Origin of the sequence: Pseudomonas sp. 29, assembly GCF_002754355.1 — a bacterium.
GTDB classification, from domain to species: Bacteria; Pseudomonadota; Gammaproteobacteria; order Pseudomonadales; family Pseudomonadaceae; genus Aquipseudomonas; species Aquipseudomonas neuropathica.
In genome coordinates this window covers 1,856,614-1,882,039 of sequence record NZ_PEEY01000001.1, presented here as the reverse complement: position 1 = coordinate 1,882,039, position 25,426 = coordinate 1,856,614, and the positions used below count along the sequence as shown (strand labels likewise).

21 protein-coding genes, 2 tRNA genes and 2 rRNA genes are annotated in these 25,426 nt (G+C 57.0%); 19 read left to right on the top strand and 6 right to left on the bottom strand.

The window, feature by feature from the left end:
• Together CLU80_RS08700 and sfsA are read left to right on the top strand one after the other, a co-directional pair.
• A complete protein-coding gene (locus CLU80_RS08700; RefSeq protein WP_099757201.1) occupies nucleotides 1–1,173 on the top strand; it encodes a pyridoxal phosphate-dependent aminotransferase in 1,173 nt (390 codons plus the stop codon).
• Nucleotides 1,173–1,886: a DNA/RNA nuclease SfsA gene (gene sfsA, locus CLU80_RS08695; RefSeq protein WP_093434919.1), complete on the top strand. Its 714-nt coding sequence runs from the start codon at nucleotides 1,173–1,175 to the stop codon at nucleotides 1,884–1,886. Before CLU80_RS08700 ends, sfsA begins: the two co-directional genes overlap by 1 nt.
• Here the strand turns inward: sfsA and CLU80_RS08690 are convergent.
• On the bottom strand, nucleotides 1,883–2,200 hold the full coding sequence (locus CLU80_RS08690) for a Rieske (2Fe-2S) protein (RefSeq protein ID WP_093434921.1): 318 nt from the start codon (nucleotides 2,198–2,200) through the stop codon (nucleotides 1,883–1,885). The two genes, sfsA and CLU80_RS08690, sit on opposite strands and share 4 nt — an antisense overlap.
• A 166-nt stretch (nucleotides 2,201–2,366) precedes the next feature.
• Here CLU80_RS08690 and CLU80_RS08685 point away from each other — a divergent pair, with 166 nt between their 5' ends.
• Genes CLU80_RS08685 through CLU80_RS08670 form a run of 4 tightly spaced genes read left to right on the top strand, consistent with a single transcriptional unit; the run spans nucleotide 2,367 to nucleotide 5,913 of the window.
• Nucleotides 2,367–3,239: a heme/hemin ABC transporter substrate-binding protein gene (locus tag CLU80_RS08685; protein ID WP_099757200.1), complete on the top strand. Its 873-nt coding sequence runs from the start codon at nucleotides 2,367–2,369 to the stop codon at nucleotides 3,237–3,239.
• Nucleotides 3,236–4,273: a FecCD family ABC transporter permease gene (locus CLU80_RS08680; RefSeq protein ID WP_099757199.1), complete on the top strand. Its 1,038-nt coding sequence runs from the start codon at nucleotides 3,236–3,238 to the stop codon at nucleotides 4,271–4,273. The genes CLU80_RS08685 and CLU80_RS08680 overlap by 4 nt, the downstream gene beginning before the upstream one ends.
• A gap of 2 nt (nucleotides 4,274–4,275) precedes the next feature.
• Nucleotides 4,276–5,040, top strand: a complete 765-nt coding sequence (locus CLU80_RS08675) for a heme ABC transporter ATP-binding protein (RefSeq protein WP_502694638.1) — start codon at nucleotides 4,276–4,278, stop codon at nucleotides 5,038–5,040.
• A gap of 21 nt (nucleotides 5,041–5,061) precedes the next feature.
• The gene (locus tag CLU80_RS08670; protein WP_099757198.1) at nucleotides 5,062–5,913 is read left to right on the top strand and encodes a ChaN family lipoprotein; all 852 of its coding nucleotides are present in this window, start codon (nucleotides 5,062–5,064) and stop codon (nucleotides 5,911–5,913) included.
• A 227-nt stretch (nucleotides 5,914–6,140) separates the two neighbouring features.
• Here CLU80_RS08670 and CLU80_RS08665 read toward each other — a convergent pair whose 3' ends face one another.
• The 4 genes from CLU80_RS08665 to CLU80_RS08650 all read right to left on the bottom strand — a co-directional run bounded on the left by CLU80_RS08665 (nucleotide 6,141) and on the right by CLU80_RS08650 (nucleotide 9,508).
• Nucleotides 6,141–6,941, bottom strand: a complete 801-nt coding sequence (locus tag CLU80_RS08665) for a Crp/Fnr family transcriptional regulator (protein WP_095125442.1) — start codon at nucleotides 6,939–6,941, stop codon at nucleotides 6,141–6,143.
• Between the two features lie 16 nt (nucleotides 6,942–6,957).
• Complete coding sequence (locus CLU80_RS08660) at nucleotides 6,958–7,230, bottom strand: TfoX/Sxy family protein (protein WP_003228231.1); 273 nt, start codon at nucleotides 7,228–7,230, stop codon at nucleotides 6,958–6,960.
• A 286-nt stretch (nucleotides 7,231–7,516) separates the two neighbouring features.
• Complete coding sequence (locus CLU80_RS08655) at nucleotides 7,517–7,861, bottom strand: pentapeptide repeat-containing protein (RefSeq protein WP_007909940.1); 345 nt, start codon at nucleotides 7,859–7,861, stop codon at nucleotides 7,517–7,519.
• A 90-nt stretch (nucleotides 7,862–7,951) separates the two neighbouring features.
• Nucleotides 7,952–9,508 (bottom strand): bifunctional aminoglycoside phosphotransferase/ATP-binding protein, encoded by a 1,557-nt coding sequence (locus CLU80_RS08650; protein WP_099757197.1) that lies wholly within the window; start codon nucleotides 9,506–9,508, stop codon nucleotides 7,952–7,954.
• Between the two features lie 118 nt (nucleotides 9,509–9,626).
• Between CLU80_RS08650 and mrcB the strand changes: the two genes are divergently transcribed.
• Genes mrcB through CLU80_RS08635 form a run of 3 tightly spaced genes read left to right on the top strand, consistent with a single transcriptional unit; the run spans nucleotide 9,627 to nucleotide 13,052 of the window.
• Nucleotides 9,627–11,951 carry a penicillin-binding protein 1B gene (gene mrcB / locus CLU80_RS08645; RefSeq protein ID WP_093434938.1) on the top strand — a complete coding sequence of 775 codons (2,325 nt, stop codon included), beginning with the start codon at nucleotides 9,627–9,629 and terminating at the stop codon, nucleotides 11,949–11,951.
• A 16-nt stretch (nucleotides 11,952–11,967) separates the two neighbouring features.
• Entirely contained in the window at nucleotides 11,968–12,717 is a 750-nt protein-coding gene (locus CLU80_RS08640) for a tetratricopeptide repeat protein (RefSeq protein ID WP_099757196.1), read from the top strand.
• A complete protein-coding gene (locus CLU80_RS08635) occupies nucleotides 12,717–13,052 on the top strand; it encodes a YqcC family protein (protein WP_093434942.1) in 336 nt (111 codons plus the stop codon). The genes CLU80_RS08640 and CLU80_RS08635 overlap by 1 nt, the downstream gene beginning before the upstream one ends.
• A 105-nt stretch (nucleotides 13,053–13,157) precedes the next feature.
• Here CLU80_RS08635 and CLU80_RS08630 read toward each other — a convergent pair whose 3' ends face one another.
• A complete protein-coding gene (locus tag CLU80_RS08630) occupies nucleotides 13,158–13,574 on the bottom strand; it encodes a DUF4124 domain-containing protein (RefSeq protein ID WP_099757195.1) in 417 nt (138 codons plus the stop codon).
• Nucleotides 13,575–13,973: 399 nt separating this feature from the next.
• Between CLU80_RS08630 and CLU80_RS08625 the strand changes: the two genes are divergently transcribed.
• From CLU80_RS08625 to CLU80_RS08575, 10 genes are all read left to right on the top strand, one after another.
• Nucleotides 13,974–15,698 (top strand): acetolactate synthase 3 large subunit, encoded by a 1,725-nt coding sequence (locus CLU80_RS08625; protein WP_093434972.1) that lies wholly within the window; start codon nucleotides 13,974–13,976, stop codon nucleotides 15,696–15,698.
• A 2-nt stretch (nucleotides 15,699–15,700) separates the two neighbouring features.
• Nucleotides 15,701–16,192 (top strand): acetolactate synthase small subunit, encoded by a 492-nt coding sequence (ilvN, locus tag CLU80_RS08620; protein WP_003176102.1) that lies wholly within the window; start codon nucleotides 15,701–15,703, stop codon nucleotides 16,190–16,192.
• 48 nt (nucleotides 16,193–16,240) lie between these two features.
• On the top strand, nucleotides 16,241–17,257 hold the full coding sequence (gene ilvC / locus CLU80_RS08615) for a ketol-acid reductoisomerase (RefSeq protein ID WP_007909969.1): 1,017 nt from the start codon (nucleotides 16,241–16,243) through the stop codon (nucleotides 17,255–17,257).
• Between the two features lie 149 nt (nucleotides 17,258–17,406).
• Nucleotides 17,407–18,264, top strand: a complete 858-nt coding sequence (pssA, locus tag CLU80_RS08610; RefSeq protein ID WP_016983477.1) for a CDP-diacylglycerol--serine O-phosphatidyltransferase — start codon at nucleotides 17,407–17,409, stop codon at nucleotides 18,262–18,264.
• Between the two features lie 63 nt (nucleotides 18,265–18,327).
• Nucleotides 18,328–19,341, top strand: a complete 1,014-nt coding sequence (gene msrP / locus CLU80_RS08605; RefSeq protein WP_099757194.1) for a protein-methionine-sulfoxide reductase catalytic subunit MsrP — start codon at nucleotides 18,328–18,330, stop codon at nucleotides 19,339–19,341.
• Entirely contained in the window at nucleotides 19,341–19,964 is a 624-nt protein-coding gene (gene msrQ, locus CLU80_RS08600; protein ID WP_099757193.1) for a protein-methionine-sulfoxide reductase heme-binding subunit MsrQ, read from the top strand. Before msrP ends, msrQ begins: the two co-directional genes overlap by 1 nt.
• Nucleotides 19,965–20,448: 484 nt before the next feature.
• Nucleotides 20,449–21,985, top strand: a 16S ribosomal RNA gene (locus tag CLU80_RS08590).
• 81 nt (nucleotides 21,986–22,066) lie between these two features.
• Nucleotides 22,067–22,143 (top strand) — tRNA-Ile (locus tag CLU80_RS08585).
• Between the two features lie 30 nt (nucleotides 22,144–22,173).
• Nucleotides 22,174–22,249 (top strand) — tRNA-Ala (locus tag CLU80_RS08580).
• A gap of 246 nt (nucleotides 22,250–22,495) precedes the next feature.
• Nucleotides 22,496–25,389, top strand: a 23S ribosomal RNA gene (locus tag CLU80_RS08575).
• Together the 16S and 23S rRNA genes with 2 tRNA genes alongside form the textbook arrangement of a ribosomal RNA operon.
• Nucleotides 25,390–25,426: the final 37 nt, after the last annotated feature.

Below are 25,426 nucleotides of genomic sequence, written 5' to 3'. Positions count from 1 at the left end.
ATGGCTCAGCCCTACAGTGCGCGCAGTCGTGCGATCGAACCGTTCCATGTGATGGCGCTGCTGGCGCGGGCCAATGAATTACAGGCTGAAGGCCACGACGTGATCCACCTGGAAATCGGCGAGCCGGACTTTACTACTGCCGAGCCGATCATCCGTGCCGGGCAGGCCGCTTTAACGGCGGGCAAGACCCGTTACACCGCTGCGCGCGGCATTCCTGAATTGCGCGAGGCGATTTCCGGTTTTTACCAATCGCGCTATGGCCTGAACATCGATCCGCGGCGGATTCTGATCACGCCGGGCGGTTCCGGTGCGCTGTTGCTGGCCAGTGCATTACTGGTCGATCCGGGGAAACACTGGCTGCTGGCGGACCCGGGCTACCCGTGCAACCGGCACTTCCTGCGACTGGTCGAAGGCGCAGCGCAGCTGGTGCCAGTTGGCCCGGACGTGCGCTATCAACTGACTCCGGATCTGGTCGAGCGTCATTGGGATCACGACAGCGTCGGTGCATTGGTCGCTTCGCCGGCCAACCCGACCGGGACGATCCTGACCCGCGATGAGCTGGCCGGGTTATCCACAGCCATCAAGGCGAAACACGGGCATCTGGTGGTGGACGAGATCTATCACGGTCTGACTTACGGCACCGATGCGGCGAGCGTGCTGGAAGTCGATGACAGCGCTTTTGTGTTGAACAGTTTCTCCAAATATTTCGGCATGACCGGCTGGCGTCTCGGCTGGCTGGTGGCGCCGGATGCTGCCGTCAGCGAGTTGGAAAAACTGGCACAGAACCTCTACATCAGCGCGCCGAGCATGGCCCAATATGCGGCGTTGGCCTGTTTCGAACCGGACACCATCGCCATTCTGGAAGAGCGTCGGACCGAATTTGGTCGCCGCCGTGATTTCCTCCTGCCAGCGTTGCGCGAGTTGGGTTTCAACATCGCCGTGGAGCCGGAAGGCGCGTTCTATCTTTACGCCGATATCAGCCAGTTCGGCGGCGATGCCTTCGCGTTCTGCCGACATTTTCTCGAAACCGAACATGTAGCGTTCACCCCGGGTCTGGATTTCGGTCGCTATCAGGCCAGCCACCACGTGCGTTTTGCCTACACGCAAAACCTCCCTCGCTTACAGGAAGCGGTGGAGCGTATTGCCCGTGGCTTGAAGAGCTGGCAAGGCTGATGCGCTTTTATCCTGCTCTGGAAGAGGCGCGACTGATCCGTCGTTACAAGCGTTTTCTCGCCGATATCGAAACTGTTGACGGCGAGTTGCTGACCATTCACTGCCCGAACACTGGTTCGATGCTCAACTGTCAGGTCGAAGGCGGGCAGGTCTGGTTCAGCCGCTCAAATGACCCGAAACGTAAATTACCGGGCACTTGGGAAATTGGTGAAACCCCGCAGGGTCGGTTGTTTTGCGTGAATACCGCACGGGCCAACGGTTTGGTCGAGGAGGCGCTGCAGGCCGGCGTCATCAGCGAGTTGAACGGCTTTACCGCATTGAAACGTGAAGTCGCATACGGGCAGGAAAAGAGCCGAATCGACTTCCGCCTCGAATACCCGAGCGGCCCGGCTTATGTTGAAGTGAAAAGCGTCACCCTCGGTTTCGACGGCACCGCCGTGGCGGCGTTTCCCGATGCGGTGACCCAGCGCGGCGCCAAGCATTTGCGTGAATTGGCGCATCTGGCGCGGGACGGCATTCGGGCGGTGCAGTTGTATTGCGTCAATCTGACCGGGATTGACGCGGTGCGGCCGGCGAAGGAAATCGATTCGGCCTACGCCGATGCCCTTCTCGAAGCGGTGGCTTGTGGCGTTGAGGTGCTGGCGTATGGCGTGCGGCTGGACCATGAAGAGATGGTCATCGACCGGCGTCTCGACGTGCTGCTTAACGGTTAAACATCGATCCACAGCCCTTGCGCATCTTCCCGGCAAGAAATGGCGGTGAGTGCTTGCCCGGCGCAAGGCCCGGCGACGCATTCACCGTCCTCGATCAGAAACAGTGCGCCGTGGGTGGCGCACTGGATCAGGCTGTTGCTCGGGTCGAGAAACCGGTCGGGTTGCCATTCCAGGCCCACGCCCCGGTGCGGGCAGCGATTGAGGTAGACATAGGCCTGACCATTGCGACGCACGGCAAACAGCTTTTTTCCGTCGATCTCGAATCCACGACTTTTCGCTTCGGCCAGATCGGCGCCTGCGCAGAGAAGCTTCATGACTATCCTCTAGTGTCCGCTCGTGTCTGGATATGTCCGAGCTTGACGTTTAAATGCAAACAATTATCAAATGGCGGCCTTCACCCGCAGGCGTCTGGCAGATGTCGAGGATACTTGGCCTGCCATCCGGATGCCCGGGAAAAAACCTTATTCAAGGAAGCTGTGTATGCGCCTGAGTACCCGCGTTGCCGTGCTGTGTGTCGGACTTTTGGTCAGCCACCAGGCTGCAGCGGCCGATTTGCCGCAACGTTGGGTCAGCGCCGGCGGTGCGCTGTCGGAGTGGGTAACGACATTGGGCGGCGAGTCGAAACTGGTTGGCGTCGATACCACCAGCCAGCATCCGGAGTCGTTGAAGGCGCTGCCAAGCATTGGTTATCAGCGCAGCCTTTCCGCTGAAGGCATTCTCAGCCTGCGTCCGGACATTCTCATCGGCACTGAAGAAATGGGCCCGCCACCGGTACTGTCGCAGGTAAAAGCGGCCAAGGTTCAGGTGGCGTTGTTTTCGGCTCAGCCAGATCTGCCAACGCTGGAGAAAAACGTTACTCATTTGGGCCAATTGCTCGGCGCACAGGCTCAGGCCGCGCAACTGCTGCAAAGTTATCAACAGCAACTCGATGCGCAGAAGGCTCGGGTTACTGAAGTGCAGACCAAACAAAAAGCACCGGGTGTGTTGCTGTTGCTTGGACATGCCGGTGGCAAGCCATTGATTGCTGGCAAGGACACCGCCGCCGACTGGTTGCTGCAACAGGCGGGCGGACATAACCTGGCGACGCACACGGGTTACAAGCCGTTTTCCGTGGAATCCCTCGCCAGTCTCGATCCTGAAGTGCTGGTGTTCGCCGACCGTGCGTTGACCGGTGAGGCGGCGAAAGCGGCGCTGTTCAAGGAAAACCCTATTCTCAATTCAAGTCGCGCCGCGAAGACCGGGCGTGTGCTGGAGCTGGATCCGACCCTGCTGGTCGGTGGGCTCGGGCCGCGTTTGCCAGCGGCGCTGAAAACCCTGACTGACGGTTTCTACCCGGCCAAGAGCGGCCAATGACCACACTGGTAAAACCCCGTGGCTTGTTCATTGGCCTGACGCTCCTGTGTTTATTGGCGATCTGGCTATCGTTGGCACTCGGGCCCGTCAGTCTGCCGCTGTTCGACACGTTGCGTGCCGCGTTACGCATGCTTGGTGTGCCGTTGGCACCGGACGGACTGGAGCAGGCTGAACTGATCCTTGGGCAGATTCGTCTGCCGCGAACGCTGCTGGGACTTGCAGTGGGCGGTGTGCTGGCGTTGTCTGGCGTGGCGATGCAGGGCTTGTTTCGTAACCCGCTGGCCGATCCGGGACTGGTCGGTGTTTCCAGCGGAGCGGCATTGGGCGCAGCGATCGCGATTGTCGGCGGTGCTTTTTTTGGCGGCCTGCCGGAATGGATCGGGCCGTATCTGCTGTCGGTCTGCGCGTTTCTCGGCGGCCTCGGCGTGACGGCGCTGGTGTATCGACTGGGTCGCCGTAATGGCCAGATCAACGTCGCTACCATGTTGCTGGCGGGCATCGCACTGACGGCGCTGGCCGGTTCGGCGGTGGGGCTGTTCACTTATCTGGCGGATGACGCGACCTTGCGTACGCTGACGTTCTGGAACCTGGGCAGTCTCAACGGCGCCAGTTACGCGCGGTTGTGGCCATTGCTGATCATCAGCGCCGGCGTGGCGTTGTGGTTGCCGCGTCGCGCCAAAGCGCTGAATGCCTTGCTGCTCGGGGAATCCGAGGCTGGTCATTTGGGCATTGATGTCGAGCGGCTCAAGCGTGAATTGGTGTTTTGCACGGCGCTGGGGGTTGGCGCAGCAGTGGCGGCAGCCGGGATGATCGGTTTTGTCGGGCTGGTGGTGCCGCATCTGGTGCGCTTGCTGGCGGGACCGGATCACAAAGTGTTGCTGCCGGCCTCAGTGCTGGCGGGGGCGAGCCTGTTGCTGTTGGCTGATCTGGTCGCGCGGCTGGCGCTGGCGCCGGCAGAGTTGCCGATCGGCATCGTCACCGCGTTTATCGGTGCGCCGTTCTTTCTCTATTTGCTGCTGCGAGGGCGTGCCTGATGTTGCGTGCGCAGAATCTGCACATCCTTCGGGGTCGCAAGGCTGTGCTCAGCGATGTCTCGTTGCAGGTCGAACCGGGTGAAGTGCTCGGTGTGCTTGGGCCGAACGGTGCTGGCAAAAGTACGTTACTCGGTGCCTTGTGCGGTGAGCTGGCAGCGAGCGCGGGCGGGGTTTCGCTCGACGGGCAAGCGTTGAGCCACTGGACTGGCCCGCAGCGCGCGCAACGACTGGCGGTGTTGCCTCAGGTGTCGACCCTGGATTTTGCTTTTCGCGTTGAGGAAGTGGTCGGCATGGGCCGCTTGCCTTGGCAAAGCGGGCGGGTGCGGGATGCCGAAATCATCGCACAGGCATTGACGGCAGCTGATGCCGGGCACTTGAGTGGTCGCAGTTATCTGGCGCTGTCCGGGGGCGAGCGTCAGCGTGTGCATCTGGCGCGGGTGCTCGCGCAGCTTTGGCCGGGGCAGGCCGGGCAGACACTGTTGCTGGATGAGCCGACTTCGATGCTTGATCCGCTGCATCAACATACGACACTGCAGGCCGTACGCGAGTTTGCCGATCGTGGCGCGGCGGTGTTGGTGATCCTGCATGATCTGAATCTGGCGGCGCGTTATTGTGATCGCATTCTGCTGCTGGAGGGTGGGCGTCCGGTGGCGCTGGATACACCGCAGCAGGTTTTGCGTCCGGACACGCTTCAGGCCGTATTCGGTCTCGAAGTGTTGGTGCAGCCGCACCCGGAGCGCGGGCATCCGCTGATCATCGCCCGCTGACAGGATCCTTGAGGTGATGGCATGCGTGGGTTGTGGTTGTTGGCGGTGATGTTACTTGCGGGGTGTCAGCATGTTGCGGCGCCACCGCCGATCAGTGGCGAGATTCGCGACCTGCGCAACGGTCAGGTGCTGACGGCACAGCAGTTGCTGACGCGTCTTGTCGAGTCTGAACGGCTGATTATCGGTGAACAGCATGACAACGCCGATCATCACGCCGCGCAATTGTGGCTGTTGCGCTCGCTCGGTGAGCAGCGGCCGCAGGGCAGTCTTTTACTGGAAATGCTCACGCCGGATCAGCAGCCTCGCATTGATCAAGTGCGCCAGGCTGCAACGCCGCCCGCGGACTTCCCTGCCGCATTGGCCTGGAAGGACGGCTGGGACTGGAATCTCTATGGACCCATTGTCCGCTTCGCGCTGACTCAGCCGTATCCACTGCTGGCGGCGAATTTGAACAGCGCTGAAATCCGCACCTTCTATCGTGATCCGCCTGTGCTTAACGGGGAGCGCAGCAATACAGCATCCGTGAAAGCTGTTTTGCTGGAACAGATCAGCGATTCCCATTGTGGCCTGCTGCCCGAATCACAGATGCCGGCGATGCTCGCCGTTCAGCAACAACGTGATCGGCGTATGGCCGAGCGTCTGCTGGCGGCTCCTTCACCTTCAGTCCTGCTGGCCGGTGCGTGGCATGCGCGCAAGGACGTCGGCGTGCCGTTGCATGTTGTTGATCTGGGCGCCGCCCAGGCACCCACCGTGTTGCTGTTGGCGGAGCATGGCTCCGAGGTAACGGCTGCGATGGCCGATTACGTTTGGTACACGCCGGCCACGCCAAAACAGGATTACTGCGAGCAGATGCGTAAACAGTTCGGCAAATGACTTTTCCACAGGCAAAAAAAGACCCGGTAAAAACCGGGTCAAATAACCGTGATTAGCCTGATGAGGAGATAATCTGAGAGTCCGAACCAAGGGCTTTTCAGAATATCGACTGATCTCGCGACCAGTTGTGATAATCATAGCGATTCTCATTACCGAGTCAACAACTGTTTTTCCGTTTCTTTGAAATCGTCCGGAAAATGGTCGGTACGCCCAGCAAACAAAGACTTTTAGCGTTGACCTTCAGTCGGTGTCATTTGCGTGATCTGCCGATTCAACTGGCCGATCCGCCGTGCCATGCTCTCGATCAGGCTGTGGGCGATCTTTGGATTGGTGCGGGTCATGCTCAAAAAATGATCACCGGGAATCAGCATCACCGTGCTCGGTTCTCGTGCTATCACCGTGGCATTGCGTGGCTCGCCGGTAAACACGGCCATGGCACCGAAAATCTCGTCTTTGGCCACATCTCCCACCTTATGCCCGTCGACAAACGCTTCGGCATGCCCGTCGATGATCACGAACACGTGATCAGCCGCGTCCCCTTGGTTAATCAGGATTTCACCCGCCTCGACCCGTTTGAAGCCATTGGTGCTGCGAAACTCGCGCGGTTTCAGTTCCGCGACGGCATGGGCGAGGATCGCCATCTGCCCCAGCAGATACTCTAGAAACTGGTCTGTCCGATGAGCGTCGGCATACACATGCTGGAAAACCTCACGGCGCCAATAGGGCGTCAAGCGCAACGCCCCGTCACTGCACAAACGGCAATCAGCCCAGTCCTCACCTTGCTGAAGGCCGATCAAATCGCCGTCCTGCCAATAAAACAGCGGACGGGCGCCGATACAGCCGTTGATCATCCCTTCATTCAGCATGAATAGCTGATCGGCGGGTAACTGCGTCAGCAAATCATCCGCCGCCTCCAGTTCCAGCATTGGACCGCAAGGCGCCAAATCGCGCAGCCACAGTGCGGGCAAGCTCTGCAAACGGTTGATCAAGGCATCGGCGCAGGCCGATTGTTCCCCCAGTAAATACATGACGGTCAATGCCCGTTCAGTTCTTGTGGCGCGAGGAAATGGCTTCGAGTTGCTTGTTGAGGGCGTCCTTGCGTTCGGCAGGGATGTCGTTCCAGTGCACATCCATCAGCGCGCCTTCGATCGCATACAACAACACCTTCGATGCGCGAAACCCGCGGGTACGCACGGCCCGGTAGGCGTCCACCGCGCCCAGGCGACGCAAGTCCGAGGCGCTGTGGATGCCCACGGCATGCAGCCATTGCGCCGACGTCTTGCCAAGATTCTTCAGGTGTTGCAGTTCATCATTCATCAAGCCTCCTTGCGACGGCCGAATGGTGCGTGGGCGAGCTTCTCAGGAGTGTAGCCATCAGTAGGAAAAGCGTGATTGTTTGGTCGGATTCAACGCAAACGCTTCTAAGAAAGGGCGCTTGAAAAGCCTGCGAACGCAGAAAGAAGGGGAAAAAACACATATCAATGTAGGCGTGAGCCTGCTCGCGATAGCGGACTGGCAGGCACACATGTGTTGAATGTTAGACAGCTATCGCGAGCAGGCTCACGCCTACAGGGTGTGCGTCGTGTCAGAGGGAAGGCGACTTTCAGCGGGTGCGATAGCGCAGGCGCGTGCCGAAATTCATCGACATCAGAATCTCGTCAGCGCTCAGTTCCGGCGGGAAGTAAGCCCCGGAAATCTGCGCGTGAGCCAGGCTCGCGCCTTCCAGCGACGCATTGCGGAAATCGATGCCTCGCAGATCGGCAGAACGGAAATACGCGTCCCTGAAATCCACGCCATCGGCATTCAGTTCGCGCAAATCAAGACCACGGAAATCGCCGCCGACCATGTCGATCGGGCCATCTTGTGGGCGCTCTTTGTTGAAACCTGTGATGTCGTCTTTGTGCAGCAAGGCATATAGCGGGGTGTCGAGAAGTTTCGGCTGGCTCATGTCATATCACCGTTGGTTTTATGACGCCAGTATAGTGCCACTATTTGGCGGCCGTGAAGCAAGCGTGGGCTTCACGGCCGAAATAGTTTTTTACAGGCCTGGCAGGCGTTGACGAATCTGCGCGACCACGGTGTCCAGCGTGCCGGATTCATTGGTCTGTACGCGTTTGCTGCGCAGGATTTCTTCCGGCGTCAGCGCTTCGCGATTGGCCTGCTGCGCTTCGATCACCGCCAGGGTGGCGTCGGACGGATCCTTTTGGTCGGCCTGACGAATCGCCAGCCAGCTCTCGATCACCGCTTGTGGCGCGTTGCAATCGAGGATCAGGAATGGCGTGCCGGTGGCTTCGGCAATTTTTGCCGCGTTGTCGCGTTGTTCGCGCTTCAGGTAAGTCGCGTCGATCACCACCGGGAAACCGGCGTGCAGGATCACTTCAGCGATTTCATGCAGACGCGCGTAAGTGGCGGCGCTGGCGTCGGCACTGTAAATGCCAGCCTGCACATCATTAGCAACAGTTTGCTCACCGAACAGACGCTTGCGTTCTACGTCCGAACGCAGACGGATGGCACCCAGCGCTTCGACCAGACGCATGGCCACGTGGCTCTTGCCGACAGCGGAAACACCGTGGGTGATTGCCATGAAGCGCGATGGAATGGTGCTGTAGCTTTCCGCCAGGTTGGCGTAGTTGCGGTACTGGCGCAGGGTGGTGGCGCGCTGCACCGGGGTCGCGTCAGCCGGCATGCTGAACAGGGCAACCTTGGCACGCACCAGTGCACGGTAGGCTTTATAGAAGTTCAGCACTTCCAGGCCCTGATAGTCGCCAGTCAGTTCCAGATACTGACTGATGAAGCGGCGCGCCAGGGATTTCAGACCACGGTCTTCCAGGTCCATCGCGAGGAAACCGGTGTCGGCCCAGACGTCAGTGAAGCGGAACGGTTCGTTGAACTCGATGCAGTCGAAGATAACCACTTTGCCGTCGATGACCGTGGCGTTGCCCAAGTGGATATCGCCGTGGCATTCACGGGTGAAACCCTCGGTCTTGCGCTGAGCGAACAGTGGCTTGAGACGTTCGAAGCTGCTTTCGGCCCAGGCTTTCAGTGCCTCGAGTTGCAGCAGATCGTTTTTGTCGCTGAGAAACGGCAGGATCTGTTCGAAGTTTTGCGAGACCGGCGCCATCACGCTGTCCGGGGTGCCGGCGTCGTGTTCGGCCGGGACCTTTGGCGCGGTGAGGTGGAAGCGGGCGATCTGCTCGGCCATCTCGTCGATGTGCCGAGTCGTCAGCTCACCGTTGGCTTGCAAGGTGCTGAGCAAACCGCTCTGCGGGAATTGACGCATTTTCAGTACGTATTCGATGGCCGGACCGTCGCCGCCCAGTTGCGGTGCTTCAAGGCTGCCGGTGACTGGCAACACTTCCAGATACAAATCATCGGTCAGGCGCTGGTTCAAACGCAGCTCTTCCGCACAGAAATGCGCGCGCGATTCGAGGCCAGTGAAGTCGAGGAAGCCGAAATTAACCGGCTTCTTCACTTTATAAGCGAAGGGACCGGTGAGGATCACCCACGAGATATGGGTTTCGATGACCTGAAACCCTTCGACAGGGTGCGGGTAGAGGGCCGGGTTTTGCAGGGCAGCGATCAGAGACTGGCTCACGGGCGATCCTTCAGAGACTGGGGGAAATTCGAGGCCGCCATTATGGCCGCTCGCCAGCCCGACGCAAACCTCGGAGCGCTCCTGTTGAGGATGAATAAAGTGCGTATAATCCGCCGCCATGACTCGAACTCGATCCCCCCGTACCAAGAAAAAACCACCCTCCAAGGGCCTTAGCCCATGGTTGAGCTGGGCCATTAAACTCAGTCTGGTCGGCCTTGTCGTGCTGGCTGGCTTCGCCGTTTACCTCGATGCCGTGGTGCAGGAGAAGTTCTCCGGCAAGCGCTGGACCATCCCGGCCAAGGTTTACGCGCGGCCGCTCGAGCTGTTCGTCGGACAAAAGCTCAGCAAGGACGACTTCCTTACCGAACTCGATGCCCTCGGTTATCGCCGCGAAGCCGTGAGCAATGGTCCCGGCGCGGCAGCCGTTAGCGGCAACACCGTCGATCTGAATACCCGTGGCTTCCAGTTCTATGAAGGTCTGGAAAAGCCGCAGCCGGTGCGCGTGCGTTTCTCTGGCGATTATGTGGCTGAGCTGTCAGCGACCAACGGATCGAAATTGTCTGTGGTGCGCCTCGAACCGCTGATGATCGGTGGTATTTATCCGAAAAATCTCGAAGACCGCATTCTGATCAAACTCGATCAGGTGCCGCCGTACCTGCTTGAAACTCTGGTCGCTGTCGAAGACCGCGATTACTACAGCCACTGGGGCGTGTCGCCGAAGTCGATTGCCCGCGCTATCTGGGTCAACACCTCGGGCGGCAAGATGACGCAGGGCGGCAGTACGCTGACCCAGCAGTTGGTGAAAAACTTCTACCTGACCAACGAACGCAGCCTGACCCGCAAACTCACCGAAGCGATGATGGCGATGCTGCTGGAGCTGCATTACGACAAAAAGGAAATCCTTGAGGCCTACCTCAACGAAGTCTTTGTCGGCCAGGACGGTCAACGTGCGGTCCACGGTTTCGGTCTGGCCAGTCAGTTCTTCTTCGGTCAGCCGTTGTCCGAGCTGAAACTGCATCAGGTGGCGTTGCTGGTCGGCATGGTCAAAGGCCCGTCTTACTACAACCCGCGTCGCAACCCGGAGCGTGCGCTGGAGCGGCGCAACCTGGTGCTCGACGTGCTTGAGCAGCAAGGCGTGGCGACGGCCGAGCAAGTGGCCGCAGCGAAGAGCATGCCGTTGGGCGTGACCACTCGTGGCAAACTGGCCGACAGTTCGTTCCCGGGCTTCATCGATCTGGTCAAACGTCAGTTGCGTGAAGACTATCGCGACGAAGACTTGACCGAAGAAGGCCTGCGCATCTTCACCAGCTTCGACCCGATCCTGCAGATGAAAGCCGAGGCGTCGGTCAACGACACCTTTAAACGTCTGTCCGGGCGCAAAGGCTCTGATGACGTGGAAGCGGCGATGGTCGTGACCAATCCGGAAACCGGTGAAGTCCAGGCGATGATCGGCAGCCGTCAGGCCAGTTATGCCGGGTTCAACCGCGCACTGGATGCCGTGCGACCGATCGGCTCGTTGATCAAGCCTGCGGTTTATCTGACTGCGCTGGAAAAACCGAGCCAGTACACCCTGACCAGTTGGCTGTCGGACGACCCGTTGTCGGTCAAAGGCGCGAACGGTCAGGTGTGGAAACCGCAGAACTACGACCGTCGCTCCCACGGCACCGTGTTCCTTTATCAGGGGCTCGCGCATTCCTACAACCTTTCGACTTCGCGTCTAGGTCTGGAAGTTGGTGTGCCGAATGTGCTCAAGACCTTGGGTCGTCTGGGTGTGACGCGCGAATTTCCGGCATTCCCGTCGATGTTGCTCGGTGCCGGTGGTATGACCCCGATCGAAGTCGCGACCATGTACCAGACGCTGGCCAACGGTGGTTTCAATACGCCGATGCGCGGTATTCGCAGTGTGCTGACCGCCGAGGGCGAACCGCTCAAGCGTTATCCTTTCCAGATCGAGCAGCGTTTCGATCCGGCGTCCATCTATCTGATCCAGAACGCCATGCAGCGCGTGATGCGTGAAGGTACCGGCAGCTCGGTTTATAACGTGCTGCCCAAGACTCTGACGCTGGCGGGCAAGACCGGTACCAGTAACGACTCCCGTGATAGCTGGTTCGCCGGTTTCAGTCAGGATCTGCTGGCAGTGGTCTGGCTGGGGCGCGATGACAACGGCAAGACGCCGTTCACCGGGGCCACCGGTGCGTTGCAGGTCTGGACCAGTTTCATGCGCAAGGCCGATCCGCTACCGCTGGACATGCCGCAGCCGGACAATGTCGTACAGGCTTGGGTCGATTCGCGTACCGGGCAGGGCTCCGATGCCAACTGTCCGGGGGCGGTGCAGATGCCGTATATTCGCGGCAGCGAACCGCCACCCGGCGCCGCGTGTGCGGGCGAAACGCCTGCCTCCGGCGAGTCGGTGATGGATTGGGTCAAGGGCTGGATGAATTAAGCAAAGAGGGTTTCAAGTGAACAAGTGGTTGATTCCAGCGGTGACCGCCGTGGCTTTGCTCAGCGGCTGCTCTACCGTACAGCGTGGTTCGATTCCGGTTGTTGACTCCGGTACTGCGGTGTCCAACAGCGAACGTATTTCGGCCAATGGCGGCTTTCGTCAAACCACCGTAAAGCGTCCTGCGCAAGCGCAGACTCAAGCGATCCCGCAAGGCGATACCGGCGTGGTGGTGATGGTGCCGGGTGGCGGCGCGACAACGTCCGCGCCGATCAGCTCTTCGCCGATTGTGCCGGGCCCTGCGTCCGGTGGTATCACGGCAGGCCCGTACAACCCTTCAGCGATTGATTCTGCGCCGGTCAACACGGGCAGCTACAGCATGCCGTCGACACCGAGCGGTATTCCCTCGGCTAGCAGCGGCGGTGGCCTGTCGGCGGATGAGCAACTGGACGGCCCGGTACTCGCCTTGCTGACGACAGCTCAACAGCAACAGGCCGGCGGTGACCTCAACGGTGCGTCCTCCAGCCTGGAGCGTGCTCAGCGTGTTGCCCCGCGTGAGCCGCAAGTGCTTTATCGCTTGGCGCAGGTGCGCATGGCCCAAGGTGATGCGCCACAAGCGGAGCAATTCGCTCGTCGCGCGCTGACCATGGCCAACGGTCGCCCGGACCTGCAAGCCAACCTGTGGGAAATCATCGCTCAGTCCCGTGAGAAACAAGGCGATTCCGCCGGTGCCGCTCAGGCCCGTCAGAAGGCCAAGGTTTCGCTGTAATGGATGCTCGTTTCCCGAAAATCGCCGATCAGCTGTTGCTGATCGAGCGTGAACTGCGCACTCAAGGCTGGTGGGACGAGGTTCAGCCGTCGGTGGAAGCGTTGAGCAGTGTCGAGCCGTTTTCGGTCGATACGCTCGACTTCGAGCAATGGCTGCAATGGATCTTCCTGCCGAAGATGAAATACATCCTTGAGCAGGATCTGCCGTTGCCGAACGCCTCGGGCATCCAGGAAATGGCTGAAATGGTCTTCGCCCAGCGCAACTTGCAGGGCAAGGATCGTCAGCTTCAGGTGTTGCTCAAAGAGTTTGACCTTTTGATCACTGCCTCGCGCTAATACCGATTCTGTGTAGGAACTGCCGAAGGCTGCGATCTATTGATCTTTAAAGTCAAAAGATCGCAGCCTCGTTTCACTCGACAGCTCCTACCGTCCTGCAGATGCCTATTGGCAATTATCGGCTATCTGTTTCTGAGCCTCGACAATGCGTTCCTGACGCTGCGCATCATCCAGCCGTCGCATCTGTCCCTCCACTTCTTCCCTCAAACGCGGATTGTTCTGCAATTGCGCAAGGTTTGTGCGTGCCTGCTCGCAAAACTGTTTGAGCTGCTCCTGTTGGTCCGCGACCTGTTTCTTCACTTTGTTGTCGATAGCCTTCTGGTCACCGAGTACACCGCTGCCCGGCATTGCCGCTGGTGTGGTCGGAGGCGAGGAGGGCGTCTGCATTGTCGTCGATGGCTGACCCGGTGGCGGCTGCGCATCGAAGTGCGTGACACCCTGGGCATCGACCCATTTGTAGATTTGAGCGGCCATGCACCATGGGCTGAGGCCGATCAGCAGAGTAAGGAGGAGCGTTCGCATGCTGATTCCTTGGCAAAAATGCGCAATTGACACTAACAGAGTAGCGGTTTTCAGGTTTTTTCTTGCGTTCTCATGTGCTTACCCACAATTAACCACATAGACGGCTTGACTTGGAGAGGGCGAAACAGAAGAATCCAAAGTCCGCTGTAGAGGGACTGCCAGAAGCAGACCCACTCGGTAGATCATGAGGCGCACATCCGCGCCGACCTGTTACACCCGCAACGCGTTACCTCGCGCTGGGTGGGAAAGGCCCGCAACACTTGGGACGATCCCAATACTTGCTCAGTCAGTGCTGACGTAGTCGGCGACCACCGTCGCTCATGCTCTGCCGAGAAGTAAACCTATTAAGACCCGCCCCTTTTTTGTGGACGGTATTCTGGCGTTTTAGAGGTGAACAACGTGGAGCTTTTATCTGGCGGTGAGATGCTCGTCCGCTTTTTGCGTGACGAAGGCGTCAAATATATCTACGGGTACCCGGGTGGTGCTCTCCTGCATGTTTACGATGCCCTGTTCAAAGAACCGGAAGTGACTCACATCCTGGTTCGTCACGAACAAGCGGCAACCCATATGGCTGACGGTTATGCCCGTGCCACCGGTAAAGCCGGCGTGGTATTGGTGACGTCCGGTCCTGGCGCCACAAACGCCATCACCGGTATCGCGACCGCCTATATGGACTCGATTCCAATGGTGATCATTTCCGGTCAGGTGCCAAGCACCATGGTCGGCACCGACGCGTTCCAGGAAACCGACATGATCGGTATCTCCCGGCCGATCGTGAAGCACAGCTTCATGATCAAGCACGCCTCGGAAATCCCGGAAGTCATGAAGAAGGCGTTCTACCTGGCGCAATCCGGTCGTCCGGGCCCGGTCGTGGTCGATATCCCGAAAGACATGACCAACCCAGCCGAGAAGTTCGAATACATCTTCCCGAAGAAAGCCAAGCTGCGTTCCTACAGCCCGGCCGTTCGTGGTCACTCCGGGCAAATCCGCAAGGCAGCAGAAATGCTTCTGGCGGCCAAGCGTCCGGTCATGTACTCCGGTGGCGGCGTAATTCTCGGCAACGGTTCCGCACCGCTGACCGAACTGGCGAAAATGCTCAACTTGCCCGTGACCAACACGTTGATGGGCTTGGGTGGTTTCCCGGGGACTGATCGTCAGTTCATCGGCATGCTCGGCATGCACGGCAGTTACACCGCCAACCTGGCGATGCACCATGCTGACGTGATCCTGGCGGTCGGCGCGCGTTTCGACGATCGCGTGATCAATGGCGCGGCGAAGTTCTGCCCGAACGCCAAGATCATTCACATCGACATCGACCCGGCTTCGATTTCCAAGACCATCAAGGCCGACGTGCCAATCGTGGGTCCGGTGGAGAGCGTCCTGACCGAAATGGTCGCGATCCTCAAGGAAATCGGCGAGACCCCGAACAAAGAGTCCGTGGCCAGTTGGTGGAAGCAGGTGGATGAATGGCGCGGTGATCGCGGCCTGTTCCCTTATGAAAAGGGCGACGGCAGCCTGATCAAGCCGCAGACCGTGATCGAAACCCTCTGCGAAGTGACCAAGGGCGATGCCTTTATCACTTCCGACGTGGGCCAGCACCAGATGTTCGCGGCGCAGTACTACACGTTCAACAAGCCAAATCGCTGGATCAACTCCGGTGGTCTGGGCACCATGGGCTTCGGTTTTCCGGCGGCCATGGGCATCAAGTTGAGCTTCCCGGATGACGACGTTGCCTGCGTCACCGGTGAAGGCAGTATCCAGATGAACATCCAGGAACTGTCGACCTGCCTGCAATATGGCTTGCCAGTCAAAATCGTCATCCTGAACAACGGTGTTCTGGGGATGGTTCGTCAGTGGCAGGACATGAGCTACGGCAGCCGTCACTCGCACTCCTACATGGAATCGCTGCCTGACTTCGTCAAGCTGGCTGAAGCCTACGGCCACGTTGGCGTACGCATCACCGAATCGAAAGATTTGAAGTCGAAGATGGCAGAAGCGTTCGCCATGAAGGATCGCCTGGTCGTGATCGATATTTCGGTCGACACCAGCGAGCACGTCTACCCGATGCAGATCAAAGACGGCTCGATGCGCGATATGTGGCTGAGCAAGACGGAGCGTACTTAATCATGCGGCACATTATTTCCTTGCTTCTGGAAAACGAACCCGGCGCTTTGTCTCGCGTAGTCGGCCTGTTCTCGCAGCGCAACTACAACATCGAAAGCCTGACTGTGGCCCCGACCGAAGACCCGACCCTGTCGCGTCTGACGCTGACCACTGTTGGTCACGATGAAGTCATCGAGCAGATCACCAAAAACCTGAACAAGCTGATCGAAGTGGTCAAGCTGGTGGACCTCTCGGAAAGTGCTCACATCGAGCGCGAACTGATGCTGGTCAAGGTCAAGGCCACTGGCGCCCAACGCGCCGAGATCAAACGCACCACCGATATTTACCGTGGACAGATCGTCGATGTCAGCGCCAGCGTGTATACCGTTCAATTGACCGGTACCAGCGACAAGCTCGATAGCTTCATTCAGTCCATCGGCACCGCATCGATTCTGGAAACCGTCCGTAGCGGCGTGACCGGCATTGCCCGCGGCGACAAAGTACTCAGCATCTAAACCAAATTAGCGAATGGCCTGAACGGCCTGGATATAAAGGGGAAATTCATGAAAGTTTTCTACGATAAAGACTGCGACCTGTCGATCATCCAGGGCAAGAAAGTTGCCATCATCGGTTACGGTTCCCAGGGCCACGCCCAAGCGTGCAACCTGAAAGACTCCGGTGTCGACGTTACCGTTGGTCTGCGTAAAGGTTCGGCCACTGTTGCCAAAGCTGAAGCTCACGGCCTGAAAGTGACCGACGTTGCTTCCGCTGTTGCTGCCGCCGACCTGGTCATGATCCTGACCCCGGACGAGTTCCAGTCCTCGCTGTACAAGAATGAAATCGAGCCGAACATCAAGAAAGGCGCCACCCTGGCCTTCTCCCACGGCTTCGCGATCCACTACAACCAGGTTGTTCCGCGTGCCGACCTCGACGTGATCATGATCGCGCCGAAAGCTCCGGGTCACACCGTACGTTCCGAGTTCGTGAAGGGCGGCGGTATCCCTGACCTGATCGCTATCTACCAGGACGCCTCGGGCAACGCCAAAAACGTTGCGCTGTCCTACGCCGCTGGCGTTGGTGGCGGTCGTACCGGCATCATCGAAACCACCTTCAAGGACGAGACCGAAACCGACCTGTTCGGCGAACAAGCCGTTCTGTGCGGCGGTACCGTTGAACTGGTAAAAGCCGGTTTCGAAACCCTGGTTGAAGCTGGCTACGCGCCGGAAATGGCCTACTTCGAGTGCCTGCACGAACTGAAGCTGATCGTTGACCTCATGTACGAAGGCGGTATCGCCAACATGAACTACTCGATCTCCAACAACGCCGAGTACGGCGAGTACGTGACCGGTCCGGAAGTGATCAACGCCGAATCCCGTCAGGCCATGCGCAACGCCCTGAAACGTATTCAGGACGGCGAATACGCCAAAATGTTCATCAGCGAAGGCGCAACCGGCTACCCTTCGATGACCGCCAAGCGTCGTAACAACGCCGCTCACGGTATCGAAGTCATCGGCGAGCAACTGCGCTCCATGATGCCGTGGATCGGTGCCAACAAGATCGTCGACAAAGCCAAAAACTAAGTCGTTGTCCCTTGTATGAAAAAACGCGGCCTCGGCCGCGTTTTTTCGTTTGAGGCGGTGGTTCTGGTATAAAGCTGCAGCGTTTGTGGCCGAACTGTCGTCCTCAAGCACCTGTCGAATTTTCTTCAAACCGTTGCAAGGTAATGTCCATGAGCGAACGTCCCGAAGAGCCGAACAAGGCTTCTGACGCCGAAAGCCTGTTGCCCATCGATGAGCACATCGAAGAAGGGCACGACGCAGAAGGTCGTAAAGTCCGGCATCGTGGTATCTATCTGCTGCCGAACCTGTTCACCACTGCGAACCTGTTCGCAGGGTTTTACTCCATCATCAACTCGATGAGCGCCCAGGCTGCGTTGAGTGCCGGTGATTCGGCGAACGCGAGCAAGTATTTTGCGTTCGCCGCGATCGCGATTTTCGTCGCCATGGTGCTCGACGGCCTCGACGGTCGTGTCGCGCGCATGACCAATACGCAAAGTGCCTTTGGCGCCGAGTACGACTCGCTGTCGGATATGGTCGCGTTCGGTGTTGCACCGGCGTTGCTGGCATTCGGTTGGGCGTTGGGCGACATGGGCAAGGTCGGCTGGATGGTTGCCTTCATCTATGTAGCAGGCGCGGCGTTGCGTCTGGCGCGTTTCAATACGCAGGTTGGCACGGCGGATAAACGTTATTTCATTGGTCTGGCCAGCCCGGCAGCGGCCGGTGTGGTGGCGGGGATTGTCTGGGCATTCAGTGATTACGGGATCCAGGGTTCGAAGATGTCGTTCCTTGTCGCGTTGATGGTGGCGGCTGCCGGCATGCTGATGGTCAGCAACATCAAGTACAACAGCTTTAAAGAGCTGGATCTGAAAGGGCGCGTACCGTTCGTGGCGATCCTTGCGGTGGTGCTGGTGTTCGCCGTGGTCTTCAGTGATCCGCCGCGCATTCTGTTGCTGGTGTTCCTCGCTTACGCGGCTTCCGGCCCGGTTCAGTACCTGTTGCATCTTCGTCGGCACAAAAAAGCCGAGTGATGTAATTTCCCGCATACTCCGCAGTCTATGGGTGCATCTGTCCTCCAAAGCTGCGGAGTTGCCATGTTGATCAAAGTCCCCAAAGCGTCCGACTGCTACGAGTCGGATGTCACGCCTGAGTCCATTTATCTCTCTCGCCGCCAATTGCTGGGGGCGACTGCTGCCGGTATCGCCGTCAGTAGCCTGCCGCGCTGGGCCAATGCCGACGATGCGGCGCGGTATGCCGACGTCGAGCCGGGCAAGTCACCTGCATGGTTCACCGAGAAGCTGCCTTCTACTAAATGGGGGGCGGTCAACGTCAAGGATGAGTCGGTCACGCCTTATAAAGACGCCACTCACTACAACAACTTCTATGAGTTTGGTACCGACAAGGGCGACCCGGCGGCGAATGCGGGCTCGCTGAAAACCGAACCATGGAGTGTGGTGGTCGACGGGGAGGTGGGTAAGCCAGGGCGCTATGCGCTGGAAGACTTCATGAAGCCTTACCAGTTGGAGGAGCGTATCTATCGTTTGCGCTGTGTCGAGGCGTGGTCGATGGTCATTCCGTGGATCGGTTTTCCAATCTCGGCGCTGCTCAAGCAGGTCGAGCCAACGTCCAAGGCCAAATACATCCGTTTTGAAACCTTGCAGGATCCCAAGAGCATGCCTGGCCAGCGTTCAGGGTTTGCCCTGATCGATTGGCCTTATGTAGAAGGCTTGCGGTTGGATGAGGCGATGAATCCACTGGCGATTCTGGCGGTGGGTATGTATGGCCGCGAGTTACCGAATCAGAACGGTGCGCCTCTGCGCTTGGTGGTGCCATGGAAGTACGGCTTCAAGAGCGTTAAATCCATCGTCCGTATCAGCCTGGTCAGCGAGCAGCCGAAGACGACCTGGCAGAGTATCGCGGCAGATGAATACGGCTTCTATGCGAATGTGAACCCGACGGTTGATCACCCACGCTGGACCCAGGCGCGGGAGCGGCGATTGCCAAACAGTCTGTTCAAGCCAAATGTGCGGGATACGCAGATGTTCAACGGCTACTCGGATGAAGTCGCTTCTTTATACACAGGGCTCGATCTGCGGAAGAATTACTGATGCGATTCCCGTACTGGCGTATAGGCGTTTTCATTGCGGCGGCAGTCTGGCCGATGCTGTGGTTGTATCAGGCTCTCGGGGATTTACTCGGGCCCGATCCTGGCAAAGTGCTGGTGGATCGGCTGGGCTTGGGGACGTTGGTGTTGTTGTTGATCACTCTGAGCATGACACCTATGCAGAAGCTCACCGGTTGGGCTGGGTGGATTGCAGTGCGCCGACAACTGGGGCTCTGGTGTTTTGCCTATGTGGTTTTGCATCTGTGTAGTTATATTGCGTTTATTCTGGGTTTCGATTGGTCGCAGCTGACTGTCGAGTTGCGTAAGCGGCCCTACATAATAGTGGGGGCTTTGGGTTTTCTCGGATTGTTGGCGCTGGCGGTGACGTCAAATCGCTACAGTCAGCGTCGTTTGGGTTCGCGCTGGAAGAAGCTGCATCGTCTGGTCTATGTGATTCTTGGCCTGGGTTTGCTGCATATGCTGTGGATCGTGCGTGCTGATCTCGAGGAATGGGCGATCTATGCCTTTGTAGGCGCGGTGCTTCTGTTGCTGCGTATTCCGCCAGTGATGCGTCGGATCCCGCGTTTGCTGGCTAAAAAGCAGGTTTTGCAAGAAAAGCGAAATTAACGGTTGACGGCAGATTCAGGATGTCTATAATTCGCCCCACTTCCGGCGCAGTCGAAACGGAAAACTCCTTGAAATTCAATGAGTTATGTAGGTTTCGGCGGCAGGTTGCTTCAGTTCATCGAAGCCAAAAAGAAGTTGAAAAAGAGGTGTTGACAGCAGCGTGTAACGCTGTAGAATTCGCCTCCCGCTGACGAGAGATCGGAAGCGCAAGTGGTTGAAGTTGTTGAAGAATTCTTCGAAAACTTCTGAAAATAATCACTTGACAGCAAATGACGCTGCTGTAGAATGCGCGCCTCGGTTGAGACGAAAGATCTTAACCAACCGCTCTTTAACAACTGAATCAAGCAATTCGTGTGGGTGCTTGTGGAGTCAGACTGATAGTCAACAAGATTATCAGCATCACAAGTTACTCCGCGAGAAATCAAAGATGTAACCAACGATTGCTGAGCCAAGTTTAGGGTTTCTTAAAAACCCAAAGATGTTTGAACTGAAGAGTTTGATCATGGCTCAGATTGAACGCTGGCGGCAGGCCTAACACATGCAAGTCGAGCGGATGAGAGGAGCTTGCTCCTGGATTCAGCGGCGGACGGGTGAGTAATGCCTAGGAATCTGCCTGGTAGTGGGGGACAACGTTTCGAAAGGAACGCTAATACCGCATACGTCCTACGGGAGAAAGCAGGGGACCTTCGGGCCTTGCGCTATCAGATGAGCCTAGGTCGGATTAGCTAGTTGGTGAGGTAATGGCTCACCAAGGCGACGATCCGTAACTGGTCTGAGAGGATGATCAGTCACACTGGAACTGAGACACGGTCCAGACTCCTACGGGAGGCAGCAGTGGGGAATATTGGACAATGGGCGAAAGCCTGATCCAGCCATGCCGCGTGTGTGAAGAAGGTCTTCGGATTGTAAAGCACTTTAAGTTGGGAGGAAGGGCAGTAACTTAATACGTTGCTGTTTTGACGTTACCGACAGAATAAGCACCGGCTAACTCTGTGCCAGCAGCCGCGGTAATACAGAGGGTGCAAGCGTTAATCGGAATTACTGGGCGTAAAGCGCGCGTAGGTGGTTCGTTAAGTTGGATGTGAAATCCCCGGGCTCAACCTGGGAACTGCATTCAAAACTGTCGAGCTAGAGTATGGTAGAGGGTGGTGGAATTTCCTGTGTAGCGGTGAAATGCGTAGATATAGGAAGGAACACCAGTGGCGAAGGCGACCACCTGGACTGATACTGACACTGAGGTGCGAAAGCGTGGGGAGCAAACAGGATTAGATACCCTGGTAGTCCACGCCGTAAACGATGTCAACTAGCCGTTGGGAGCCTTGAGCTCTTAGTGGCGCAGCTAACGCATTAAGTTGACCGCCTGGGGAGTACGGCCGCAAGGTTAAAACTCAAATGAATTGACGGGGGCCCGCACAAGCGGTGGAGCATGTGGTTTAATTCGAAGCAACGCGAAGAACCTTACCAGGCCTTGACATCCAATGAACTTTCCAGAGATGGATTGGTGCCTTCGGGAACATTGAGACAGGTGCTGCATGGCTGTCGTCAGCTCGTGTCGTGAGATGTTGGGTTAAGTCCCGTAACGAGCGCAACCCTTGTCCTTAGTTACCAGCACGTTATGGTGGGCACTCTAAGGAGACTGCCGGTGACAAACCGGAGGAAGGTGGGGATGACGTCAAGTCATCATGGCCCTTACGGCCTGGGCTACACACGTGCTACAATGGTCGGTACAAAGGGTTGCCAAGCCGCGAGGTGTAGCTAATCCCATAAAACCGATCGTAGTCCGGATCGCAGTCTGCAACTCGACTGCGTGAAGTCGGAATCGCTAGTAATCGTGAATCAGAATGTCACGGTGAATACGTTCCCGGGCCTTGTACACACCGCCCGTCACACCATGGGAGTGGGTTGCACCAGAAGTAGCTAGTCTAACCTTCGGGAGGACGGTTACCACGGTGTGATTCATGACTGGGGTGAAGTCGTAACAAGGTAGCCGTAGGGGAACCTGCGGCTGGATCACCTCCTTAATCGACGACATCAGCTGCTCCATAAGTTCCCACACGAATTGCTTGATTCATTGAAGAAGACGAAAGAAGCAGCCCGAAATTGGGTCTGTAGCTCAGTTGGTTAGAGCGCACCCCTGATAAGGGTGAGGTCGGCAGTTCGAATCTGCCCAGACCCACCAATTTTGTGTGGGAAACGCCTGTAGAAATACGGGGCCATAGCTCAGCTGGGAGAGCGCCTGCCTTGCACGCAGGAGGTCAGCGGTTCGATCCCGCTTGGCTCCACCACTACTGCTTCTCTTGTATAAAGCTTAGAAATGAGCATTCCATCATGATGATGGTGAATGTTGATTTCTAGTCTTTGACTAGTTCGTTCTTTAAAAATTTGGGTATGTGATAGAAAGATAGACTGAACGTTACTTTCACTGGTAACGGATCAGGCTAAGGTAAAATTTGTGAGTTCTCTTAATTGAGAAATTCGAATTTTCGGCGAATGTCGTCTTCACAGTATAACCAGATTGCTTGGGGTTATATGGTCAAGTGAAGAAGCGCATACGGTGGATGCCTTGGCAGTCAGAGGCGATGAAAGACGTGGTAGCCTGCGAAAAGCTTCGGGGAGTCGGCAAACAGACTTTGATCCGGAGATGTCTGAATGGGGGAACCCAGCCATCATAAGATGGTTATCTTGTACTGAATACATAGGTGCAAGAGGCGAACCAGGGGAACTGAAACATCTAAGTACCCTGAGGAAAAGAAATCAACCGAGATTCCCTTAGTAGTGGCGAGCGAACGGGGACTAGCCCTTAAGTGGCTTTGAGATTAGCGGAACGCTCTGGAAAGTGCGGCCATAGTGGGTGATAGCCCTGTACGCGAAAATCTCTTAGTCATGAAATCGAGTAGGACGGAGCACGAGAAACTTTGTCTGAATATGGGGGGACCATCCTCCAAGGCTAAATACTACTGACTGACCGATAGTGAACTAGTACCGTGAGGGAAAGGCGAAAAGAACCCCGGAGAGGGGAGTGAAATAGATCCTGAAACCGTATGCGTACAAGCAGTGGGAGCAGACTTTGTTCTGTGACTGCGTACCTTTTGTATAATGGGTCAGCGACTTATTTTCAGTGGCGAGCTTAACCGAATAGGGGAGGCGTAGCGAAAGCGAGTCTTAATAGGGCGTCTAGTCGCTGGGAATAGACCCGAAACCGGGCGATCTATCCATGGGCAGGTTGAAGGTTGGGTAACACTAACTGGAGGACCGAACCGACTACCGTTGAAAAGTTAGCGGATGACCTGTGGATCGGAGTGAAAGGCTAATCAAGCTCGGAGATAGCTGGTTCTCCTCGAAAGCTATTTAGGTAGCGCCTCATGTATCACTGTAGGGGGTAGAGCACTGTTTCGGCTAGGGGGTCATCCCGACTTACCAAACCGATGCAAACTCCGAATACCTACAAGTGCCGAGCATGGGAGACACACGGCGGGTGCTAACGTCCGTCGTGAAAAGGGAAACAACCCAGACCGTCAGCTAAGGTCCCAAAGTTATGGTTAAGTGGGAAACGATGTGGGAAGGCTTAGACAGCTAGGAGGTTGGCTTAGAAGCAGCCACCCTTTAAAGAAAGCGTAATAGCTCACTAGTCGAGTCGGCCTGCGCGGAAGATGTAACGGGGCTCAAACCATACACCGAAGCTACGGGTATCATCTTCGGATGATGCGGTAGAGGAGCGTTCTGTAAGCCTGTGAAGGTGAGTTGAGAAGCTTGCTGGAGGTATCAGAAGTGCGAATGCTGACATGAGTAACGACAATGGGTGTGAAAAACACCCACGCCGAAAGACCAAGGTTTCCTGCGCAACGTTAATCGACGCAGGGTTAGTCGGTCCCTAAGGCGAGGCTGAAAAGCGTAGTCGATGGAAAACAGGTTAATATTCCTGTACTTCTGGTTATTGCGATGGAGGGACGGAGAAGGCTAGGCCAGCTTGGCGTTGGTTGTCCAAGTTTAAGGTGGTAGGCTGAGATCTTAGGTAAATCCGGGATCTTAAGGCCGAGAGCTGATGACGAGTGTTCTTTTAGAACACGAAGTGGTTGATGCCATGCTTCCAAGAAAAGCTTCTAAGCTTCAGGTAACCAGGAACCGTACCCCAAACCGACACAGGTGGTTGGGTAGAGAATACCAAGGCGCTTGAGAGAACTCGGGTGAAGGAACTAGGCAAAATGGCACCGTAACTTCGGGAGAAGGTGCGCCGGTGAGGGTGAAGGACTTGCTCCGTAAGCTCATGCCGGTCGAAGATACCAGGCCGCTGCGACTGTTTATTAAAAACACAGCACTCTGCAAACACGAAAGTGGACGTATAGGGTGTGACGCCTGCCCGGTGCCGGAAGGTTAATTGATGGGGTTAGCTAACGCGAAGCTCTTGATCGAAGCCCCGGTAAACGGCGGCCGTAACTATAACGGTCCTAAGGTAGCGAAATTCCTTGTCGGGTAAGTTCCGACCTGCACGAATGGCGTAACGATGGCGGCGCTGTCTCCACCCGAGACTCAGTGAAATTGAAATCGCTGTGAAGATGCAGTGTATCCGCGGCTAGACGGAAAGACCCCGTGAACCTTTACTATAGCTTTGCACTGGACTTTGAATTTGCTTGTGTAGGATAGGTGGGAGGCTTTGAAGCGTGGACGCCAGTTCGCGTGGAGCCATCCTTGAAATACCACCCTGGCAACTTTGAGGTTCTAACTCAGGTCCGTTATCCGGATCGAGGACAGTGTATGGTGGGTAGTTTGACTGGGGCGGTCTCCTCCTAAAGAGTAACGGAGGAGTACGAAGGTGCGCTCAGACCGGTCGGAAATCGGTCGTAGAGTATAAAGGCAAAAGCGCGCTTGACTGCGAGACAGACACGTCGAGCAGGTACGAAAGTAGGTCTTAGTGATCCGGTGGTTCTGTATGGAAGGGCCATCGCTCAACGGATAAAAGGTACTCCGGGGATAACAGGCTGATACCGCCCAAGAGTTCATATCGACGGCGGTGTTTGGCACCTCGATGTCGGCTCATCACATCCTGGGGCTGAAGCCGGTCCCAAGGGTATGGCTGTTCGCCATTTAAAGTGGTACGCGAGCTGGGTTTAGAACGTCGTGAGACAGTTCGGTCCCTATCTGCCGTGGACGTTTGAGATTTGAGAGGGGCTGCTCCTAGTACGAGAGGACCGGAGTGGACGAACCTCTGGTGTTCCGGTTGTCACGCCAGTGGCATTGCCGGGTAGCTATGTTCGGGAAAGATAACCGCTGAAAGCATCTAAGCGGGAAACTTGCCTCAAGATGAGATCTCACTGGAACCTTGAGTTCCCTGAAGGGCCGTCGAAGACTACGACGTTGATAGGTTGGGTGTGTAAGCGCTGTGAGGCGTTGAGCTAACCAATACTAATTGCCCGTGAGGCTTGACCATATAACACCCAAGCAATTTGCGTCGAAGAGACCAGATT

What these genes read in the sequence shown, in the direction of transcription:
- CLU80_RS08700 (WP_099757201.1), top strand. Translation starts at nt 1, where the DNA reads ATGGCTCAGCCCTACAGTGCGCGCAGTCGTGCGATCGAACCGTTCCAT.
- sfsA (WP_093434919.1), top strand. Translation starts at nt 1,173, where the DNA reads ATGCGCTTTTATCCTGCTCTGGAAGAGGCGCGACTGATCCGTCGTTAC.
- CLU80_RS08690 (WP_093434921.1), bottom strand. Translation starts at nt 2,200, where the DNA reads ATGAAGCTTCTCTGCGCAGGCGCCGATCTGGCCGAAGCGAAAAGTCGT.
- CLU80_RS08685 (WP_099757200.1), top strand. Translation starts at nt 2,367, where the DNA reads ATGCGCCTGAGTACCCGCGTTGCCGTGCTGTGTGTCGGACTTTTGGTC.
- CLU80_RS08680 (WP_099757199.1), top strand. Translation starts at nt 3,236, where the DNA reads ATGACCACACTGGTAAAACCCCGTGGCTTGTTCATTGGCCTGACGCTC.
- CLU80_RS08670 (WP_099757198.1), top strand. Translation starts at nt 5,062, where the DNA reads ATGCGTGGGTTGTGGTTGTTGGCGGTGATGTTACTTGCGGGGTGTCAG.
- CLU80_RS08665 (WP_095125442.1), bottom strand. Translation starts at nt 6,941, where the DNA reads ATGTATTTACTGGGGGAACAATCGGCCTGCGCCGATGCCTTGATCAAC.
- CLU80_RS08660 (WP_003228231.1), bottom strand. Translation starts at nt 7,230, where the DNA reads ATGAATGATGAACTGCAACACCTGAAGAATCTTGGCAAGACGTCGGCG.
- CLU80_RS08655 (WP_007909940.1), bottom strand. Translation starts at nt 7,861, where the DNA reads ATGAGCCAGCCGAAACTTCTCGACACCCCGCTATATGCCTTGCTGCAC.
- mrcB (WP_093434938.1), top strand. Translation starts at nt 9,627, where the DNA reads ATGACTCGAACTCGATCCCCCCGTACCAAGAAAAAACCACCCTCCAAG.
- CLU80_RS08635 (WP_093434942.1), top strand. Translation starts at nt 12,717, where the DNA reads ATGGATGCTCGTTTCCCGAAAATCGCCGATCAGCTGTTGCTGATCGAG.
- CLU80_RS08630 (WP_099757195.1), bottom strand. Translation starts at nt 13,574, where the DNA reads ATGCGAACGCTCCTCCTTACTCTGCTGATCGGCCTCAGCCCATGGTGC.
- ilvN (WP_003176102.1), top strand. Translation starts at nt 15,701, where the DNA reads ATGCGGCACATTATTTCCTTGCTTCTGGAAAACGAACCCGGCGCTTTG.
- ilvC (WP_007909969.1), top strand. Translation starts at nt 16,241, where the DNA reads ATGAAAGTTTTCTACGATAAAGACTGCGACCTGTCGATCATCCAGGGC.
- pssA (WP_016983477.1), top strand. Translation starts at nt 17,407, where the DNA reads ATGAGCGAACGTCCCGAAGAGCCGAACAAGGCTTCTGACGCCGAAAGC.
- msrP (WP_099757194.1), top strand. Translation starts at nt 18,328, where the DNA reads ATGTTGATCAAAGTCCCCAAAGCGTCCGACTGCTACGAGTCGGATGTC.
- msrQ (WP_099757193.1), top strand. Translation starts at nt 19,341, where the DNA reads ATGCGATTCCCGTACTGGCGTATAGGCGTTTTCATTGCGGCGGCAGTC.